The 17464-nt window shown below is 69.1% G+C and carries 20 protein-coding genes; 12 read left to right on the top strand and 8 right to left on the bottom strand.

What is annotated here, in order from left to right; all coding sequences use genetic code 11:
* Nucleotides 1-15: 15 nt before the first annotated feature.
* Nucleotides 16-1128, bottom strand: coding sequence for a CaiB/BaiF CoA transferase family protein (locus ACFFJD_RS00360; protein WP_382359207.1), 1113 nt, complete (start codon nucleotides 1126-1128; stop codon nucleotides 16-18).
* A gap of 184 nt (nucleotides 1129-1312) precedes the next feature.
* Between ACFFJD_RS00360 and mftE the strand changes: the two genes are divergently transcribed.
* From mftE to mftG, 3 genes are read left to right on the top strand one after another with little or no spacing between them, the layout of a single operon-like run.
* Nucleotides 1313-2023, top strand: coding sequence for a mycofactocin biosynthesis peptidyl-dipeptidase MftE (gene mftE / locus ACFFJD_RS00365; RefSeq protein WP_382359210.1), 711 nt, complete (start codon nucleotides 1313-1315; stop codon nucleotides 2021-2023).
* A 41-nt stretch (nucleotides 2024-2064) separates the two neighbouring features.
* Nucleotides 2065-3450, top strand: coding sequence for a mycofactocin biosynthesis glycosyltransferase MftF (mftF, locus tag ACFFJD_RS00370; RefSeq protein ID WP_382359213.1), 1386 nt, complete (start codon nucleotides 2065-2067; stop codon nucleotides 3448-3450).
* A gap of 2 nt (nucleotides 3451-3452) precedes the next feature.
* Entirely contained in the window at nucleotides 3453-4760 is a 1308-nt protein-coding gene (mftG, locus tag ACFFJD_RS00375; RefSeq protein ID WP_382359216.1) for a mycofactocin system GMC family oxidoreductase MftG, read from the top strand.
* Between the two features lie 16 nt (nucleotides 4761-4776).
* On the opposite strand, the gene ACFFJD_RS00380 is transcribed toward mftG, so the two are convergent.
* From ACFFJD_RS00380 to ACFFJD_RS00410, 7 genes are all read right to left on the bottom strand, one after another.
* Nucleotides 4777-5433: a vitamin K epoxide reductase family protein gene (locus tag ACFFJD_RS00380; protein WP_382359219.1), complete on the bottom strand. Its 657-nt coding sequence runs from the start codon at nucleotides 5431-5433 to the stop codon at nucleotides 4777-4779.
* Nucleotides 5430-6167, bottom strand: a complete 738-nt coding sequence (locus ACFFJD_RS00385) for a DsbA family protein (protein ID WP_382359222.1) — start codon at nucleotides 6165-6167, stop codon at nucleotides 5430-5432. Before ACFFJD_RS00385 ends, ACFFJD_RS00380 begins: the two co-directional genes overlap by 4 nt.
* A 97-nt stretch (nucleotides 6168-6264) precedes the next feature.
* Nucleotides 6265-6741: a hotdog fold domain-containing protein gene (locus ACFFJD_RS00390; protein ID WP_382359225.1), complete on the bottom strand. Its 477-nt coding sequence runs from the start codon at nucleotides 6739-6741 to the stop codon at nucleotides 6265-6267.
* A gap of 18 nt (nucleotides 6742-6759) precedes the next feature.
* Nucleotides 6760-7509: a succinate dehydrogenase/fumarate reductase iron-sulfur subunit gene (locus ACFFJD_RS00395; protein ID WP_382359228.1), complete on the bottom strand. Its 750-nt coding sequence runs from the start codon at nucleotides 7507-7509 to the stop codon at nucleotides 6760-6762.
* A 7-nt stretch (nucleotides 7510-7516) separates the two neighbouring features.
* Nucleotides 7517-9436: a fumarate reductase/succinate dehydrogenase flavoprotein subunit gene (locus ACFFJD_RS00400; protein WP_382359231.1), complete on the bottom strand. Its 1920-nt coding sequence runs from the start codon at nucleotides 9434-9436 to the stop codon at nucleotides 7517-7519.
* Nucleotide 9437: 1 nt separating this feature from the next.
* Nucleotides 9438-10190 (bottom strand): succinate dehydrogenase cytochrome b subunit, encoded by a 753-nt coding sequence (locus ACFFJD_RS00405; protein ID WP_382359234.1) that lies wholly within the window; start codon nucleotides 10188-10190, stop codon nucleotides 9438-9440.
* Nucleotides 10191-10219: 29 nt separating this feature from the next.
* Nucleotides 10220-11860: an acyl-CoA synthetase gene (locus ACFFJD_RS00410; protein ID WP_382359237.1), complete on the bottom strand. Its 1641-nt coding sequence runs from the start codon at nucleotides 11858-11860 to the stop codon at nucleotides 10220-10222.
* Nucleotides 11861-12007: 147 nt separating this feature from the next.
* On the opposite strand from ACFFJD_RS00410, the gene ACFFJD_RS00415 reads away from it, so the two are divergent.
* From ACFFJD_RS00415 to rpsC, 9 genes are all read left to right on the top strand, one after another.
* Nucleotides 12008-12754, top strand: coding sequence for an SAM-dependent methyltransferase (locus ACFFJD_RS00415; protein ID WP_382359240.1), 747 nt, complete (start codon nucleotides 12008-12010; stop codon nucleotides 12752-12754).
* Nucleotides 12755-13125: 371 nt separating this feature from the next.
* Nucleotides 13126-13431, top strand: a complete 306-nt coding sequence (gene rpsJ / locus ACFFJD_RS00420; RefSeq protein ID WP_003938093.1) for a 30S ribosomal protein S10 — start codon at nucleotides 13126-13128, stop codon at nucleotides 13429-13431.
* Between the two features lie 14 nt (nucleotides 13432-13445).
* Nucleotides 13446-14102, top strand: coding sequence for a 50S ribosomal protein L3 (gene rplC, locus ACFFJD_RS00425; protein ID WP_382359245.1), 657 nt, complete (start codon nucleotides 13446-13448; stop codon nucleotides 14100-14102).
* Nucleotides 14099-14758 (top strand): 50S ribosomal protein L4, encoded by a 660-nt coding sequence (gene rplD / locus ACFFJD_RS00430; RefSeq protein WP_382359248.1) that lies wholly within the window; start codon nucleotides 14099-14101, stop codon nucleotides 14756-14758. The genes rplC and rplD overlap by 4 nt, the downstream gene beginning before the upstream one ends.
* 2 nt (nucleotides 14759-14760) lie before the next feature.
* Nucleotides 14761-15066, top strand: coding sequence for a 50S ribosomal protein L23 (rplW, locus tag ACFFJD_RS00435; protein WP_382359251.1), 306 nt, complete (start codon nucleotides 14761-14763; stop codon nucleotides 15064-15066).
* A 33-nt stretch (nucleotides 15067-15099) separates the two neighbouring features.
* Entirely contained in the window at nucleotides 15100-15936 is an 837-nt protein-coding gene (rplB, locus tag ACFFJD_RS00440; protein WP_382359254.1) for a 50S ribosomal protein L2, read from the top strand.
* 17 nt (nucleotides 15937-15953) lie between these two features.
* The gene (gene rpsS / locus ACFFJD_RS00445; RefSeq protein WP_045823701.1) at nucleotides 15954-16235 is read left to right on the top strand and encodes a 30S ribosomal protein S19; all 282 of its coding nucleotides are present in this window, start codon (nucleotides 15954-15956) and stop codon (nucleotides 16233-16235) included.
* Between the two features lie 3 nt (nucleotides 16236-16238).
* Nucleotides 16239-16649, top strand: a complete 411-nt coding sequence (gene rplV, locus ACFFJD_RS00450; protein WP_382359258.1) for a 50S ribosomal protein L22 — start codon at nucleotides 16239-16241, stop codon at nucleotides 16647-16649.
* A 2-nt stretch (nucleotides 16650-16651) separates the two neighbouring features.
* Nucleotides 16652-17461 carry a 30S ribosomal protein S3 gene (gene rpsC / locus ACFFJD_RS00455; RefSeq protein WP_382359261.1) on the top strand — a complete coding sequence of 270 codons (810 nt, stop codon included), beginning with the start codon at nucleotides 16652-16654 and terminating at the stop codon, nucleotides 17459-17461.
* The last annotated feature ends 3 nt before the right edge of the window (nucleotides 17462-17464 follow it).

The following is a 17464-nucleotide window of genomic DNA, read 5'->3' on the forward strand; positions in this document are numbered from 1 at the left end:
GGTGGCGGGTAGGAATCAGTCGTTCCAGATGGCGGCCGGATCGGTGGCCGTGCGGGCCGGCGCCTCCGGGGTGACGGTGGACGAACGGGCGAACCGCGGGGCCACCTGTGCCTGCATCACGCCGTCGATCTCGACCAGCGTGCCGCGGGCGGCCAGGTGCGGATCGTTCGGGGCTTCGGTGAAGTCGAGGATCGCCGAGACGCATGCATCGGTGCCGTCGAAGACCGACGCCCACTCGTCGCGGGTCTTGGTGGCGAAGACCTCGATGAACTTCTCCTTGAGCTCGGGCCAGCGTGCGGTGTCGAGCTGGTGGGGCAGCGACTCCGGGTCCAGTTCGAGACCGGCCAGCAGTTGCGCGTAGAACTGCGGCTCGATGGCGCCGACCGCCATCCACTTGCCGTCCGAGGTCTCGTAGACCTCGTAGAACGGGGCGCCGGTGTCGAGCAGGTTCACGCCGCGGCGGTCCTGCCAGAGGCCGGTGCCACGGAAGGCCCACATCATCTGACCGAGGACGGAGGCGCCGTCGACCATGGCGGCGTCAATCACGTCGCCCTTGCCGGAGATGCTGCGCTCGACCAGCGCGGCCAGGATGCCGACCACCAGGAACATCGAACCGCCGCCGAAATCGCCGACGAAATTCAGTGGGGGCGTGGGCTTTTCGTCGGCCCGTCCGATGGCGTGCAACATGCCGGTGAGCGAGATGTAGTTCATGTCGTGGCCGGCGAGCTCGGCGCGCGGGCCCTCCTGGCCCCAGCCGGTCATGCGTCCGTAGATCAGGCCGGGGTTCACCGCGGCCAGGTCCTCGGGACCGAAGCCGAGGCGCTCCATCACGCCCGGGCGGAACCCTTCGATCACGACGTCGGCCTTGGCGACCAGATTCAGGATGGTCTCGCGGTCGGCCGGATTCTTCAGATTGGCCTCGACCACGCGTCGGCCACGCAGCAGCGCGTCGGCCTTGCGTCCCTCCTGGGGCATCTCCCCGGGACGCTGCACGCGGATCACGTCGGCGCCGAGGTCGGCGAGGAGCATCGCGGCGTGCGGGCCCGGTCCGATGCCGGCGAACTCGATGACGCGAACGGCGGCGAGCGGGCCGGAGCGGTCCGAAGCGGGATGGGCGGGCGTGGTCACTGGAAGTACCTCCGAAGTTCAACAGTGGTGAGGGTCACCGGGCCGATCGCTTCAGCATTACACAACTGTGAGGGAGGCAACTCGTGTGGTCTCTGGTTCTCGCGGTGCCGACGAGGTGGTCACGGCGGGAAACATCGCGGAGGCGGGGTTCACCTCGGGCGTGTGCGTCGGTAGAGTCTGCGCAATGAACGCCGTCCCGCGACTCGCCTCGACGGTGTGGCCCGACCTCGGGGGGTCGGCGGTGACGCTGGTGGTCCCCGTCGGTTCGCTCGAGCAGCACGGACCGCACCTGCCGCTGGACACCGATTCGCGCATCGCCGAGACGGTGGCGACCCGCGCGGTGGCCGCCCTGGCGGTGCCGGGATATCTGCTCGCGCCGACCGTGGAGTACGGCGCCTCCGGCGAGCACGAGGGCTTTCCGGGCACCATCTCGATCGGGACACAAGCCCTGACGCTGCTGCTCGTGGAGTTCGGTCGGAGCGCGTGCCGGTGGGCTCGGCGCCTCGTCTTCGTCAATGCGCACGGCGGCAACGGTGCTGCGGTGAGCGCCGCGGTGGCCCAGCTGCGTGCGGAGAGCCGCGACGTGGGCTGGTTCCCGTGCGCCTTTCCCGGCGCGGATGCGCACGCAGGTCGGACGGAAACTGCTGTGCTGCTTGAGATCTCGCCGGAACGAGTGCGCCTGGACCGGGCCGAGGCGGGAAACACCGCCCCGATCGCCGAGCTGCTCGACGACCTGCGTGCCGTGGGCGTGGCCGGGGTCAGCCCGAACGGGGTGCTCGGTGACCCGAGCGGCGCCGACGCCCGCGCGGGGGCCCGCGATCTGGACGCTCTCGCGCGCTCCCTGACCCGCGCCCTGGCCGAGTGGACCGTCGACGACTCGGGTCGACTGCGGTGACCGGGCCGAAGGAGACGGGCCCGAACGGGAACGGGCCGAGCGTGACGGCGCTGCCGGACGGCTTCCAGGTGCAGATCGACCGCCGCTGCGTCCGCAACTCCGACCTGCGCTACCTGGTCGGCGGTTCGCCGATGCGCGTGCTGAAGCTCTCCGATGCGGCGCTCGGCATGACCTCGGCGGACGGTCGGATCTCGGTGCACGACGCGGCGACGCGGGCGCTGGCCCGCACCCTGCTCGACTCCGGAATCGGTCTGCCGCGGCCGATGAACGGACCGGACTCGTGCGCGGTGACCGTGGTGATTCCGGTGCGGGACAACCAGTCCGGGATCGACACCATCCTGCACGCCCTCGCCGGGCAACGGGTGATCGTGGTCGACGACGGCTCCGCCGAACCGGTGCGCGTTCCCGAGGACGTCACGCTGATCCGCTTCGACGTCAACCGGGGCCCGGCCGCCGCGCGCAACGCGGGGTTGGCGGCCGCCGAGACCGAGTTCGTCGCCTTCCTGGACTCGGACACGGTGCCCACGCGCGACTGGCTGACCATGCTGCTCGGGCACTTCTCCGATCCGACGGTCGCCATCGTCGCCCCGCGGGTGGTGGGCCGACGGCTGTCCGCCGGCGGTTCGGTGGTGGCCCGGTACGCCAATGCGCACTCCAGCCTCGACATGGGGCCGCGGGAGTCCCCGGTCGCACCCGGGACGGCGCTGGCCTACGTGCCCAGTGCTGCCATGGTGGTTCGCACCAGCGCCTTCCTCGGTTTCGACGAGACGCTGCGCGTGGCCGAGGACGTCGACCTGTGCTGGCGCACCCACGCCGCCGGATGGCGCGTGTACTACGACCCGATCGCGCGAGTTCGGCACGATCACCGCGAGTCGCTGTCGAAGCTGCTGAACCGACGCCGCTACTACGGCACCGGTGCGGCGGAACTGGCGGGCCGGCACGGGCGGTCCGCGGCGCCGGTGATGGCGACGGCCTCGATGGCGCTGGCGGTGGTGGCCCTGCTCACCCGCACCCGGTTCGGGGTGCTGCTGGCCTCGGTGATCGCCCTGTACTCGATGTACCGCACCCGCACGCTGATGGCCGGGATTCCCGGCCGCACCTCGATCGCGGCCCTGGCCACCGGTCGCGGGATCGGCTGGGGCCTGCTGCAGGCCTGCCAGGCGATGCTGCGGCACTACTGGCCGTTGACGCTGGTCGCGGCTCTGCTGATCCCGCGTTTCCGCCGGGTGGTGCTGCAGCTGGCGGTGGCCGAGGGGGCGGTGTGGTGGCTGCGCGATCAGGTCCTGCAATCCCGGTCGCCCGCGATCGGTCCGGTGGGCTTCGTCGTGATGCGCAGGCTCGACGATCTGGCTTACGGCGCGGGCCTGTGGCAGGGCGTGCTGGCCGCGGCCAGCCCGGCCGCGCTCGTCCCCGTTCTCCGGGTCTGACGATGACCCCGCCCGACCTGCCGCGCACGGCCGACGTCGTGGTGGTCGGCGCCGGTACCGCCGGGGCCATCGTGGCGAGCCTGTTGGCGGCCGCCGGCGATCGGTCGGTGCTGCTGCTCGAGCGCGGCCCCGGCGGGTTGCCCGGCGCCGCGATCACCGACCTGACCCGGCTGCCGCTCGAGGATCGCGAGCGCAGCGCGCCGATCCCCGAACGTCGCGGTCGGCCGGTGGTGCGCGGGCGGGGACTGGGCGGATCGGCGGCGATCAACGGCGGCTACTTCCTCCGTCCGCACCCCGAGGACTTCGCGGCCTGGCCGGCGTGGTGGACGCCCGCGCGTCTCGAGGAGGCCTTCGCCGCCCTCGACGGCGGTGACGACGGCGGCGGAGCCATGTCGGTGCGGCCCTTCGGCGACGACGAACTCGGCGACGTCCCGGCCGCCTTCGAGCGGTACTGGTCGCCGATCCTCGGCCCGGCCCGCCGCGATGCCTGGTCCGGCACCGGGCTGCTGCGGGTGCGGAGCAACCGGCGGGACGGACATCGGGTCACCGCCGCCGACGCCTTCCTGGCGGGGCCCGTGCCCGGCCTGACGGTGCGCGGGGACACGGCGGTGGACGAGATCCTGCACGACGGCGCGCGAGCCCGCGGGGTCCGGGTGGGCCAGGAACGGGTGACCGCGGGGGAAGTGGTGGTGGCCGCGGGCACCCTCGGCACCGCGGCTCTCCTCGCCGGCAGCGGGGTCCTGCCGCTGATGGGCCTGGCCGCGCTGCGGCCCCGGGAGCACGCCGAACGACTGGTGCGTTTCACGCCGCGCCGCGAGGTGACCGCACCGGCCCTGCTGCAGTCCGTGGTGCACACCGACGACGGTCTCGAGATCCGGTGCTACGGAGACGATTTCGCCCCCTTCATCGGAGGTCAACCGCTGCGGGGGGTGCCCATCGGGGTGACCGACATGAGCGAGCCCAGCGTGGGCGAGTGCGATGGCCACGGGCTCGACCTCGGGGAGCCCACCGCGGGCTCGGCGACCCGCATGGACCGCGGCGCGCGACGGGTGGCGGCGATGCTGACCGCTCCGGAGTTCACCGACCTGGTGCTGCCCGGGTCGGTGGAGATCGATCCGGTGCTGGGCATGTCGCAGCATGCGACGGGAACGCTCCCGCTCGGCGGCCCACACGTGGACCCGCTCGGTGCGGTGCGCGCCCTCGACGGGCTGCGGGTGGTGGACGGTTCGGTGCTGCCCGGACCGCTGCACAGCGGTCCGCACGCGACCATCGCGGCTGTCGCCTGGGCGATCGCCACCGACCTCGCCTGATCGGCGAGGGGATCGGTCAGAACAGGGTCTTCCAGTAGTACCAGAACCGCTCACCGGCGGCGATGACGACGATCAGGTACCAGGCCGCCAGCACGATCCACGAGGCATCGCGGACCAGTGCGGCGCGGGGCCCGTCGCCCAGCGCTCGGGACAGACTCAGCACCAGGATGATCGGGGTCACCGTCCAGACCACCATGCAGTACGGGCACAGCGCGCCGATGCGGTAGATGCTCTGGAACGCAAGGTAATTGACGAAGACGAAGCCGACCGCGGTGACCAGCGTCTGGCCGATCCAGTACCAGCGGGGCAACTGGATCCGACCCAGCGAGAGCAGCGCGGTCACCAGAATCACCGCGAAGGCGGGCAGCCCGAGGAACGGGTTGGGGAAGCCGAGGAAGGCGGCCTGCTCGGTGTTCATCACCGACGTGCAGGAGAGCACCGGGCTGAAGTTGCACGAAGCCGAGTAGCTCGGATTCTTCAGCAGCTCGACGCGTTCGATCGATAGGGCGGCCGCGCCGGCCATGCCGAGGACGCCGCAGATGAGCATCACCCACGAGGCGACGGTGCCGATCGGTCGCAGAGCCAGCAGCGGATGGGTGGACGCGGCCTCGTTTGCGGCGAGGGCCGTGTCGTTCCCGGTGTCCCCGGTGTCAGCGGAGGCCGCGGACGTCACTTATCGCCCTCGAGAAGAGCGTTCACCTTGGCCTGCAGCTCGTCGGGGGTGCCGACCTTGACCACGTCGCCGTTGATCCGCACGCTCGGGGTGCCCTCGAAGCCGGGCTGGCCCATGGTGGTCGCGGTGGCCTCGTCGATCCACTTGGAGTACTCGAGGTTCTTGATGCAGTCGGCCACGTCGGTGACGCCGGCGTCCTTGGCGATCGAGACCAGCTGGGTGTCGGCCAGGCCGGCACCGCCCTCGGCGGGCTGCGAGGTGAACAGCGCGTTGTGGAAGGTCATCCACGTGTCGAAGTCGCCGTCCTTACCGGTCTTCTCCGCCACGCACATGGAGGCGTTGGCCGCGCGGGTGGAGTACTCGGTGGTCGACATCTGGTCGAGCATGTTGATCGAGACGTAGTCGACGGCGACCTTCGGGTTGTCCTTGAAGCCGTTGAGCGTCGGGCCCATGATCGATTCGAACTGCTTGCAGGCCGGGCACTGGAAGTCCTCGACCACGGTGATGACCACCGGGGGAGTGGTGTCGGCCGGAGCGGAGGTGATGCGGATGGCGTCGCCGGTGGTGACGGTCGGGATCGCGGTGCCGCCGCTGCCGTTGTCGTCCTTGCCGCTGAACGCCCAGATGACGACGACGGCGGCGATCACGACCAACACCATGACGGCGGAGATGGTGATGAGAATGGAGCGGCGCCGCTCAGCGGCGCGCGGATCGATCACACGGTTGGCGCTCAAGGCATTGGTCCTTCGTCACGTGTATGCCCCGAGAAGATTCGGGGAAAGGTCGGGGATAACACTACTGGGCGTTCCTGAGAGCAGAGTAGGGCCCGGGTCAGGCGGGGCTGACCCAGGTGGTGATGTCCGCGTGCACCACCTCGGTCCCGCTCGCATCGCAGATCCGCACGCTGATCGCCACATCCGTGCCCTCGTCGATCGCGTCGAAATCGAGCGGCCGGGCCGGTTCGGCGTGCGCGGTCAGGCGGGTGGTGGCCTTGGCCAGGTACTGCACGTTCATGGCCTTGGGGATCCAGCGGTGGCTGGTGGGCGTGGACGCCTCCATCAGCATGCCCATCGCGGCCTCGGCGAGATTGCAGGCCGCGATGGCGTGGAACGTGCCGAGGTGGTTGTGGACGCCGAACCAGTTGGGGGAGGACACCCGGCAGTAGCCGGGGCGCATCTCCTGCACCATCGGCAGCACCGTGCCGAAGTACGGCACCCGGGCCACCATCCCGAGCGAGAACAGGGCGTTCCCGAGGCGGTTGGCGGGCAGGCGCTTGCGCAGGGCGTAGGTGGGTGATTCGGCAGCCATGCGGCCCGATCTTACCGGTCAGTCAGATCGGCGGCGGAGTCCCGCCCGGATCGATTCGCGATTCACCGCAGCGACCGCGGCCAGATCGATGTCGGCGGGGCAGACCTGCGCGCATTCGCCGAAGCTGGAGCACGGCCCGAAATCGTGGTCGAGCTGGCCGGTGATGGCGCGGGCCCGGCGCCCGCGTTCCTGCTTTCCGTAGCTCAGCTCCGCCAGATGCAGCAGCTTGGCGCCGGCGAACAGATGCGCCGCACCGTTGGGGCAGGCGGCCACGCACGCGCCGCAACCGATACAGCCGGCGAAGTCGAGAGCGCGCTCGGCGGTGTCGTGGCCGACGAGTTCGGCATCGGCGTCGGCGGCCTGCCCCGTCCGCACGTCCACGTGCCCGCCGGCCTCGATCACCCGGTCCAGGGCGGACCGGTCCACCGCCAGGTCCCGCACCACGGGAAAGGCGTTGGCGCGCAAAGGCTCCAGACGCAGGCGGGTGGTCTGCGGGAACTGGCGCAGATGCTGCAGGCACGACGGCGTGTTCGGCACCGGGCCGTGCGGTCGGCCGTCGACGGTGATCCCGCAGGCCCCGCAGATGCCTTCCCGGCAGTCGGAGTCGAAGGCGACCGGCTCGTCGCCGGCGGCCACGAGCTGCTCGTTGAGCAGGTCGAGGACCTCCAGCAGCGACATCTGCTCGGTGACGCCCGCGACCACATAGGTCTCGAACCGTCCGGGGGCATCCCGATGCTCTTGGCGCCAGGCCTCGATGGTGATCTCCACGGGTGTCCTATCGGTAGTTGCGGGTGGCCAGGCGGACCGACTCGAACGTCAGCGGTTCGCGGTGGCGCACGGCGCTCCCGTCCGGCCGGGTCTCCCAGGCCGAAGCGAAGCACCACTCGTCGTCGTTGCGCAGGGCCTCGCCGTCGGGGGTCTGATGTTCCACCCGGAAGTGCGCCCCGCAGGACTCGTCGCGATCGAGGGCGTCCAGGCACATCAGCCGCGCCAGCTCCAGGAAGTCGGCCACCCGCCCGGCGTGTTCGAGCTGCTGATTGAAGGCGCCGGTCCCGCCGGTCACCCGCAGGTCCGACCAGAAGCGGCGACTCAGGTCGTCGATCTCGGTCAGGGCGGCGGCGAGGGAGTCGGCGCTGCGCGCCACCCCGCAGCCGCGGTAGAGGATCTCGCCCAGTTCGCGATGGAACGCAGCCGGTCCGGTGCTCCCGCCGATGCCGGTGAGCGCCTCGATCCGCGCGCGGACGTCGGCCGCGGCCTGCCGCACCGCCTCGTGATCGGCGGCCAGCACCGGCTCGCCGAGCAGGCCGGCGAGGTAGTCGGGCACCGAATAGGGGAGCGTGAACCAGCCGTCCACGCACGCGGACAGCAGCGAGTTGGCGCCGAGCCGGTTGGCGCCGTGGTAGCCCCAACCCGCTTCGCCGCCGACGAACAGGCCGGGGACGGAGGTCATCAGGTCGTAGTTCGACCACAGCCCGCCCATGGTGAAGTGCGCCGCCGGGGCGATGCGCATGGGCACCTCGTACGGGTCCTCGCCGGTGACGTCGCGATACATGTCGAAGAGATTGCCGTAGCGCTCGGCGAGCGTGGCGCGACCGAGACGACCGCGCGCGTCGGCGAAGTCCAGGTAGACGCTGTTGCGGAGCGGACCCACGCCGTGGCCGGCTTCGATCTGCTCGCGCGCCGCGCGGGAGGCCACGTCGCGCGGCGTCAGATTCCCGTACGTCGGGTATTTGCGTTCGAGGTAGTAGTCGCGCTCGTGCTCGGGAATCGAGTTCGCTGGACGGTCGTCGCCGGCCCGCAGCGGTACCCAGATGCGGCCGTCGTTGCGCAACGATTCGCTCATCAGCGTGGTCTTGGTCTGCCACGGGGCGTTCACCGGCAACGCGGTGGGATGGAACTGGATGAACGACGGCGACGCGAGCAGCGCCCCGCGCCGGTGTGCGCGCCAGGCCGCGGTGGCGTTGGAGTTGCGCGCCAGCGTGGATTGGTAGAAGACGGTGCCGTAGCCGCCGGTGGCGAGCACGACGGCGTGCGCCGTCTGCGCCCCGATCTGTCCGGTGACCAGGTCGCGCACCACGATCCCCTGGGCGCGACCGTCGGCCACGATCAGATCGAGCATCTCTTGACGCGTATGCAGCGTGACATTGCCCGCGGCCACCTGACGCTGTAGGGCCGCGGTCGCCGCGACCTGCAACTGCTGGCCGGTCTGGCCGCGCGTGTAATAGGTGCGCGAGACCTGGACCCCGCCGAAGCTGCGGGTGGACAGGGAGCCGCCGTACTCGCGGGCGAAGGGCGCGCCGAGGGCATTGAGGTGGTCGATCACCCGGACCGATTCCTCGGCCAGGCGGAAGGCGTCGGCCTCGCGGCCGCGGAAGTCGCCGCCCTTGACGGTGTCGGTCACAAAGCGCCGGACCGAGTCGTTGTCCACCTGGCGGGCGCGTGCGGCATTGATGCCGCCCTGCGCGGCGACGCTGTGCGCGCGGCGCGGGGCGTCGTGGAAGGTGAAGGCGTGCACCCGGTAGCCGAGTTCGCCGAGGGCCGCGGCCGTCCCGGCGCCGGCCAGCCCGGTGCCCACGACGATCACCGAGAACTTGTGACGGTTCAGCGGGCCGACCAGGCGGTAGTCGTCGCGGCGGCGGGCCCACGCGGTGGCCGGGTCGCCGTCGGGCGCACCCGAACGAAGAAGATGCTCCATCTCAACCCACCCATCCGGCCAGCACCGCGATCGGGATGCTCAGGTCACCCAGCGCCACCGCACCGGCGAAGACCAGGGCCAGCAGCGCCCAGACCTGGCGGGTGCGCTGACCGGTGACCCCGTAGTCCTGGGCCAGGGTCCACAGCCCGTGCACCAGATGCAGAAACAGCATCGCCATCACGACGATGTAGAACAGGGCCATCGGCCAGCGCTGCAGACTCTCCACCAGGTTGCCGTAGGCGTCCGAGGAGGTGCGGGTGGGATCGACGAAACCCGTCGGGGCGACCGGCCGGGTGCCGGTGGTCAGGTCCAGGATGTGCACCACGATGAAGACGAGCAACACCAGTCCGGTGTACGGCATGAGGGTGGCGGGCAGGCGTCGCCAGCCCATGCCGGTACGCCGCACCCGGCCGCGCGCCCGTCGTGCCCGGACCACGATGAGCACCGAGGCGCCCACGTGCGCCGCCAGGCAGACCAGCAGCACCGCGCGGAAGAGCCACAACGCGCCCTCGTACGGCAGCAACGGCTCGGCCAGGGTCCGCAGCCAGTGCGCGTAGGCGTCGAAGTGCTCGGCGCCGGTGTAGACCTTCAGATTGCCGATCATGTGCACCAGGACGTACAGCGCGAAGACGGTCCCGGTCAGCGCCATCGTCACCTTCAGGGTGACGTTCGACGGCGCCGGCGCGCCGGTGGTCGGCAACGGCACCGTCGAACGCGGTGATGGCACCGTCAGCGGCGGCACAGTGGATCCCATGTGCTCGACGTTAATCGAGAACCGGGCAATCAGGACTCCAACGGGCCGGTCGGCAGCAGGCGGCGGACGAGCTTGCCCGTCGGGTTGCGGGGGAGTTCGTCGATGTAGACCACGTCGCGGGGCACCTTGTAGCGGGCCAGGTTCGCCTTCACGTGCGCGCGCAGGGCGTCGGGATCTTCCGGGGCGCCGTCGGCGCGGACGACGAAGGCGCGCAGTCGGGTGCCGTACTCGTCGTCGTCGACGCCGATCACCGCCACGTCGTCGACGTGGGAATGTTCGGCGAGCAGGTTCTCCACCTCCAGCGGGTACACGTTCTCGCCGCCGGAGACGATCATGTCGTCGTCGCGCCCGGCGATGAACCAGAGGCCGTCCTCATCCACGTACGCCATGTCGCCGCTGGACATGTAGCCGTCGATGAAGTCCTTGTTCCGGCCGTCGGTGTAGCCCTCGAACGGGGCGCCGGTGCGGACGAACAGCCGCCCCTTGGTGTTGGGCGCGGTGATCGGCCGTCCGTCGTCGTCGAACAGCGCCATGTGGCTGGTCACCGGGGGCTTGCCGATGGTGCCCGGGGCCTTGCGGAGTTCGGCGGGCTGGGCGACGGTCGCGATCCCGACCTCGGTGGAGCCGTACAGGTTGTAGAGGACGTCGCCGAACGCGTCCTGCACCTCCTGGCAGAGCTTGGGGGACAAGGCCGAACCGGCCACAACCACGGATTCGAGGCTGCTCAGGTCGTACTTGCCGATCACGTCCGGGCCGAGCGCCACCATGCGATGCAGCATCGTCGGGACGGCGACGAGCGCCTGCGCCCGGTGCCGTTCGATGGCGGCCAGCGTCTTCTCCGCGTCGAAGCGGCGCATCAGCACGGTCTCGTTCCCCAGCGCCAGACCGACGCCCCACAGTGCGAAGCCGGTGGAATGGAAGATCGGCGAGACGATCACCATGGTGCCGTTGCGCGGCAGCGGGATGCGATCGAGGACCAGGGCGCTGGCAAACGGGGCGAACTTGGTCCGGCTGGCACCCTTGGGCAGGCCGGTGGTGCCGCTGGTGAGGATCACCATGCCGCCGAAGGCCTCCGGCACCGGGGGCGTGGCCGTGTTTCCGGTGGTGACGATCTCGTCGAGGGTGCGGGCGTCCGCGCGCACCGGCTGCGTGCCGTCGGTCCACGTGACGATGCGGACCAGATCGTCGGGCAGCGTGTCGGCCAGCGGAGCGAATTCCTCGTCGTACAGGATGGCCTGCACGCCCTCGCGCGCGGCGACCTCGGCGAACTGGGTGGCGCCGAAGCCGGTGTTCATCAGGGCCAGGCGGATGCCCGCGCGCCCGGCCGCGCACAGCGCCATCGGCACCCCGCGATGGTCGCGGGCGATGATGCCCACCACCGAGCCAGGGCGTAGGCCGGCGTCGAGCAGGGCATTGCCCAGGGCGTTGACCTGCGCGTCGAACTCCGCCCAGGTCAAGGTGCCGTGCTCATCGCTCACCGCGGGGGCATCCGGGAAGTCGGCGGCCTTGTGGGCCAGCACCGTCGCGGTGGGGCCGATCAACTTGTTGGACTTCATCATCGACAGCACACGCTTGGGATCGGAGAGGTCGATGGCGCCGGACTTGCTCATCACCTTCACCGCCCCGACAACATCCGATACCGACTCGATGATGGATCCGAGCTTCGACATGGGGCCCCTGACTCCCGGCATGACGCCGTAATCGATGTGTGCATTATTGGTGTGTGGTCGATCACGTTACTGTGACCGCGCGTACCGCGCCAGGGTCTCGACTGGAATTCCCTCGCGCTGCGCGCGCCGATCTGTGAGGCTGACGTGATGGCCCCCGACGAAGCCGAACTGCACGCCTTCTTTCATCGCCTCCATGCCGGGCTGCCCCGGCAGGCGCCCGGCTCGCCCGCCACCACCGAGCTGCTGTTGCGCCTGGCCGGTCCGCTCCCGCCGCGACCCGTCGTGGTGGACATCGGGTCCGGCCCGGGGGCCTCGACCATCCCGTTGGCCCAGCTGACCGACGGCGTCGTGACCGCCGTCGACGTCCACCGACCCTTCCTCGACGAGGTGCGGGATCGGGCCGAATCCGCGGGCGTGGCAGACCGCGTCGACGTCCTGGAGGCGTCGATGGAGGACCTGCCGCTGCCCGACGGCGGCGTCGACCTCCTCTGGAGCGAGGGCGCGGCCTATCTGATGGGCTTCGATCGGGCATTGGACGAATGGCGTCGTCTACTCGCCCCCGGCGGTGTCCTCGTCGTCACCGAGGCCGAGTACACCGTGGCCCACCCGTCGGCGCAGGTGCGGGCGTTCTGGGAGCCGGGCTATCCGGCCATGCGGACCACGGCCGGCAATGTGGCGGCCTGTCTGGAGGGTGGCTGGGACGTGGCGGCCACCTATCGTCTGCCCGAATCGGATTGGCAGGAGTACTACGGTCCGTTGGCCGCGCGGGTAGGGGAATTCAGCGCGGAGGGGATCGACGCCGAAATGCTCGCTCCGGCCCGGGCGGAACTCGCCGTCCGCCGCGACCACGGCGACGAGTACGGCTACACGGCCTACGTGCTGCGGCCACGCTGAGTGGCGGTGGCCGCCGGGATTTGTCCTGGACGGGCAGCGTCGTGCATACTTGACAGGTTGCCTCCTCGCGAGGCGATGAAACCTCTCCGGGCCGCGAAACGTGGACCCGGGCGTGTAACGCGCACTCCCCAGGGAGTTGCGGACCGACACGCCCGACCGCGGGTGCCGGAGAAACCAGCTGGTGTACAGCCAGCGTCGAACTTTCGGGTTCGACAGCGTACAACGACGAAAAGAACAGCGTCGATCGCGCCCAAGTCAAACGGGCGATGGTCATGTGTGGCTCCGTTGCCGCCCGCATCTCACGAAGCGGGTGTTGAGTCCACGCGGTGTTCTGTTCGTCGAGAGACATTGAGACGGAAGAGGACACAAGCGTGGCGGGACAAAAGATCCGCATCAGGCTCAAGGCCTACGACCACGAGGCGATCGACGCTTCTGCGCGCAAGATCGTCGAGACCGTGACCCGTACGGGTGCACGCGTGGTCGGCCCGGTGCCGTTGCCCACCGAAAAGAATGTGTACTGCGTTATCCGTTCGCCGCATAAGTACAAGGACAGCCGCGAACACTTCGAGATGCGCACGCACAAGCGACTCATCGACATCCTCGATCCGACGCCGAAGACGGTCGATGCGCTCATGCGTATCGATCTGCCGGCCAGCGTCGACGTCAACATTCAGTGACGGGGGATGAGACAATGAGCAACCAGATTGCAAAGAAGGGTCTCCTGGGCACCAAGCTCGGCATGACCCAGGTATTCGACGAGCAGAACCGGGTCGTTCCGGTCACGGTCATCGCGACCAGCGGCAACGTCGTCACCCAGATCCGCACCGACGAGCGTGACGGCTACACCGCCGTGCAGCTCGCCTACGGCGCCATCGATCCCCGCAAGGTGAGCAAGCCGGTCTCCGGTCAGTTCACCAAGGCCGGAGTCACCCCGCGTCGCCACCTCGCCGAGATCCGCGTTGCGGACACCGCGGCGTTCGAGGTGGGCCAGGAACTGGGCGCCGACCTGTTCGCCGACGGTGTCAAGGTCGACGTGACCGGCACCTCGAAGGGCAAGGGCTTCGCCGGCGTCATGAAGCGTCACGGCTTCGCGGGCGCCAACGCGACCCACGGTGCGCATCGCGTGCACCGTTCGCCCGGCTCCATCGGTGGCTGCGCCACCCCGGGCCGCGTGTTCAAGGGCATGCGGATGGCCGGTCGTATGGGTAACGACAAGGTGACCACGCAGAACCTCACCGTCTACAAGGTGGACGCCGAGGCCGGTCTCCTGCTGATCAAGGGCGCGATCCCCGGCCGCAAGGGCGGCATCGTGGTGGTTCGCGACGCTGTGAAGGGTGGCGACAAGTGAGCACCGAAACCGCAACCAAGCTGACGCTGGACGTCCGCGCTCCCGGTGGTGCCACCAACGGCACCGTCGAGCTGCCGGCCGCACTGTTCGATCAGACCGCCAACATCTCCCTGATGCACCAGGTCGTCGTTGCTCAGCAGGCCGCAGGCCGCCAGGGCACGCACTCGACCAAGACGCGCGGTGAAGTTCGTGGCGGCGGCGTGAAGCCGTACCGCCAGAAGGGCACCGGCCGCGCCCGTCAGGGTTCGATCCGTGCACCGCAGTTCGTCGGCGGCGGCGTCGTTCACGGCCCGCAGCCGCGCGACTACACGCAGAAGGTCAACAAGAAGATGAAGGCCGCCGCCCTGCGCGGAGCCCTCTCGGACCGGGCGCGTAACGAGCGGATCCATGTGATCACCGAATTGGTGGCCGGCCAGGTGCCGTCCACCAAGACGGCACGCACCTTCCTCGAGGAGATCAGCGCTCGCCGCAAGTTCCTCGTGGTCATCAGCCGCGAAGACGATGCTGCACGCAAGAGCCTCGCGAACCTGAAGAACGTGCACGCGATCGCTCCGGATCAGCTGAACACCTACGACGTCCTGAACGCCGATGAGGTCGTGTTCAGCGTCGAGACGCTGAACGCCTTCGTCGAGGCGAACACCAAGAAGGAGGCCTGAGAATGGCGACGCACGCTGATCCGCGTGACATCATTCTGGCGCCGGTGATCTCGGAGAAGGCCTACGGCCTGCAGGAAGACAGCCAGTACACCTTCCTGGTCCACCCGGATGCCAACAAGACTCAGATCAAGATCGCGATCGAGAAGATCTTCGATGTGAAGGTCGACAGCGTCAACACGGCCAACCGCCAGGGCAAGCGCAAGCGCACTCGCTCGGGCTTCGGCAAGCGCAAGGACACCAAGCGCGCCATCGTGACGCTGCGAGACGGCAGCAATCCCATCGAGATCTTCGGGGGCCCGGTCTCCTGACCGGCGCGCTCTGAGAGAGGGACGTAAGACAATATGGCTATTCGTAAGTACAAGCCGACAACCCCGGGCCGTCGTGGCTCCAGTGGTGCAGATTTCTCCGAGGTCACCCGTGACCATCCGGAGAAGTCGCTGATCCGTCCGCTGCACAGCACCGGCGGACGTAACGCACACGGCCGGATCACCACCCGGCATCGCGGTGGCGGGCACAAGCGTGCCTACCGCCTGATCGATTTCCGTCGCAATGACAAGGACGGCATCAACGCCAAGGTCGCTCACATCGAGTACGACCCGAACCGCACTGCGCGGATCGCGTTGCTGCACTACGTCGATGGCGAAAAGCGCTACATCATCGCCCCCAAGGGCCTGACGCAGGGCACCATCGTCGAGTCCGGCCCCAACGCCGACATCAAGCCCGGCAACAACCTGCCGCTGCGCAACATCCCGACCGGTACCCAGATCCACAACGTGGAGCTGCGTCCGGGCGGTGGCGCCAAGATGGCCCGCAGTGCGGGTGCCTCGATCCAGCTCCTCGGCAAGGAGGGTCCGTACGCGACCCTGCGTATGCCGTCGGGTGAGATCCGCCGTGTCGACGTGCGCTGCCGCGCCACCGTCGGCGAGGTGGGCAACGCCGAGCAGGCGAACATCAACTGGGGCAAGGCCGGCCGCATGCGCTGGAAGGGCAAGCGCCCGAGCGTCCGTGGCGTCGTGATGAACCCGGTCGACCACCCGCACGGTGGCGGCGAGGGCAAGACCTCGGGTGGTCGTCACCCGGTCAGCCCGTGGGGTCAGAAGGAAGGCCGCACCCGCAAGAACAAGGCCAGCGACCAGATGATCGTCCGTCGTCGTCGTACCGGCAAGAACAAGCGATAACTAGGAGGAGGTAAGAAATGCCACGTAGCCTGAAGAAAGGCCCGTTCGTCGACGACCACCTTCTGAAGAAGGTGGACGTGCAGAACGAGAAGGGCACCAAGCAGGTCATCAAGACCTGGTCCCGTCGTTCGACCATCATCCCCGACTTCATCGGTCACACCTTTGCGGTCCATGACGGTCGCAAGCACGTGCCCGTGTTCGTGTCCGACTCAATGGTGGGTCACAAGCTCGGCGAGTTCGCCCCTACCCGCACCTTCAAGGGTCACATCAAGGATGACCGGAAAGCGAAGCGCCGGTAAACCATGAGTACTCAGACTGAAAACGAAGTGCAGAGCGCACGCGCTGTTGCCAAGTTCGTCCGTGTCACGCCTATGAAGGCGCGTCGCGTGATCGATTTGATCCGCGGCAAGAACGTCGACGAGGCACTGGACATCCTGCGGTTCGCCCCGCAGGCCGCCAGCGAGCCGGTCGCCAAGGTGCTCGCCAGCGCCGTCGCCAACGCCGAGAACAACCTCGGCCTGGACCGACGCACCCTGGTGGTCACCGAGTCGTTCGCCGATGAGGGCCCGACCATGAAGCGGTTCCAGCCGCGTGCTCAGGGTCGTGCGTTCCGGATCCGTAAGCGGACCAGCCACATCACCGTGGTGGTGTCGAGCATCGGTGAGGTCGCCGATCGCAAGCGCTCGCGTCAGCAGAAGAAGAAGGGAGCCTGAGCATGGGCCAGAAGATCAACCCGCATGGCTTCCGCCTCGGCATCACCACCGACTGGAACACCCGGTGGTACGCCGATAAGCAGTACGCCGAGTACGTCAAGGAAGACGTCGCGATCCGCAAGCTCCTGAACACGGGCCTCGAGCGCGCCGGCATCTCCGGTGTCGACATCGAGCGCACCCGTGACCGGGTTCGCGTGGACATCCACACCGCTCGTCCGGGCATCGTCATCGGTCGCCGTGGCGCCGAAGCAGATCGCATCCGCGGCGAGCTGGAGAAGCTCACCGGCAAGCAGGTGCAGCTGAACATCCTCGAGGTCAAGAACCCCGAAGCGGATGCGCAGCTCGTCGCCCAGGGCGTCGCTGAGCAGCTCAGCAACCGCGTGGCATTCCGTCGCGCCATGCGCAAGGCCATCCAGTCGGCCATGCGTCAGCCGGGCGTCAAGGGCATTCGTGTCCAGTGCTCCGGTCGTCTGGGCGGTGCCGAGATGAGCCGCAAGGAGTTCTACCGCGAAGGACGCGTGCCGCTGCATACGCTGCGCGCCGACATCGACTACGGCTTCTTCGAGGCGAAGACCACCTTCGGACGTATCGGCGTCAAGGTGTGGATCTACAAGGGCGATATCGTCGGTGGACGTCGCGAGCAGGCTGCGGCCGCTCCGGCAGCCGAGGATCGTCGTTCGCGTCGCCCGAGCCGCCCGCGTCGCAGCGGTGCCTCCGGCACCACCGGTACCAGCACCGAGGCCGGCCGCGCAGCGGTCACCGCGGAAGCCAGCGCGCCTGCTCCTGAGCAGGCCGAGAACCAGGAGGGCTGAGGC

The organism is Gordonia phosphorivorans (assembly GCF_042432625.1).
Lineage (GTDB): Bacteria > Actinomycetota > Actinomycetes > Mycobacteriales > Mycobacteriaceae > Gordonia > Gordonia phosphorivorans.

Excerpts from the sequence above, each read along its gene's own strand:
- mftE (WP_382359210.1), top strand. The coding sequence starts at position 1,313 with ATGAACGCCGTCCCGCGACTCGCCTCGACGGTGTGGCCCGACCTCGGG.
- mftG (WP_382359216.1), top strand. The coding sequence starts at position 3,453 with ATGACCCCGCCCGACCTGCCGCGCACGGCCGACGTCGTGGTGGTCGGC.
- ACFFJD_RS00390 (WP_382359225.1), bottom strand. The coding sequence starts at position 6,741 with ATGGCTGCCGAATCACCCACCTACGCCCTGCGCAAGCGCCTGCCCGCC.
- ACFFJD_RS00400 (WP_382359231.1), bottom strand. The coding sequence starts at position 9,436 with ATGGAGCATCTTCTTCGTTCGGGTGCGCCCGACGGCGACCCGGCCACC.
- ACFFJD_RS00405 (WP_382359234.1), bottom strand. The coding sequence starts at position 10,190 with ATGGGATCCACTGTGCCGCCGCTGACGGTGCCATCACCGCGTTCGACG.
- ACFFJD_RS00410 (WP_382359237.1), bottom strand. The coding sequence starts at position 11,860 with ATGTCGAAGCTCGGATCCATCATCGAGTCGGTATCGGATGTTGTCGGG.
- ACFFJD_RS00415 (WP_382359240.1), top strand. The coding sequence starts at position 12,008 with ATGGCCCCCGACGAAGCCGAACTGCACGCCTTCTTTCATCGCCTCCAT.
- rplC (WP_382359245.1), top strand. The coding sequence starts at position 13,446 with ATGAGCAACCAGATTGCAAAGAAGGGTCTCCTGGGCACCAAGCTCGGC.
- rplW (WP_382359251.1), top strand. The coding sequence starts at position 14,761 with ATGGCGACGCACGCTGATCCGCGTGACATCATTCTGGCGCCGGTGATC.
- rplB (WP_382359254.1), top strand. The coding sequence starts at position 15,100 with ATGGCTATTCGTAAGTACAAGCCGACAACCCCGGGCCGTCGTGGCTCC.
- rpsS (WP_045823701.1), top strand. The coding sequence starts at position 15,954 with ATGCCACGTAGCCTGAAGAAAGGCCCGTTCGTCGACGACCACCTTCTG.
- rplV (WP_382359258.1), top strand. The coding sequence starts at position 16,239 with ATGAGTACTCAGACTGAAAACGAAGTGCAGAGCGCACGCGCTGTTGCC.
- rpsC (WP_382359261.1), top strand. The coding sequence starts at position 16,652 with ATGGGCCAGAAGATCAACCCGCATGGCTTCCGCCTCGGCATCACCACC.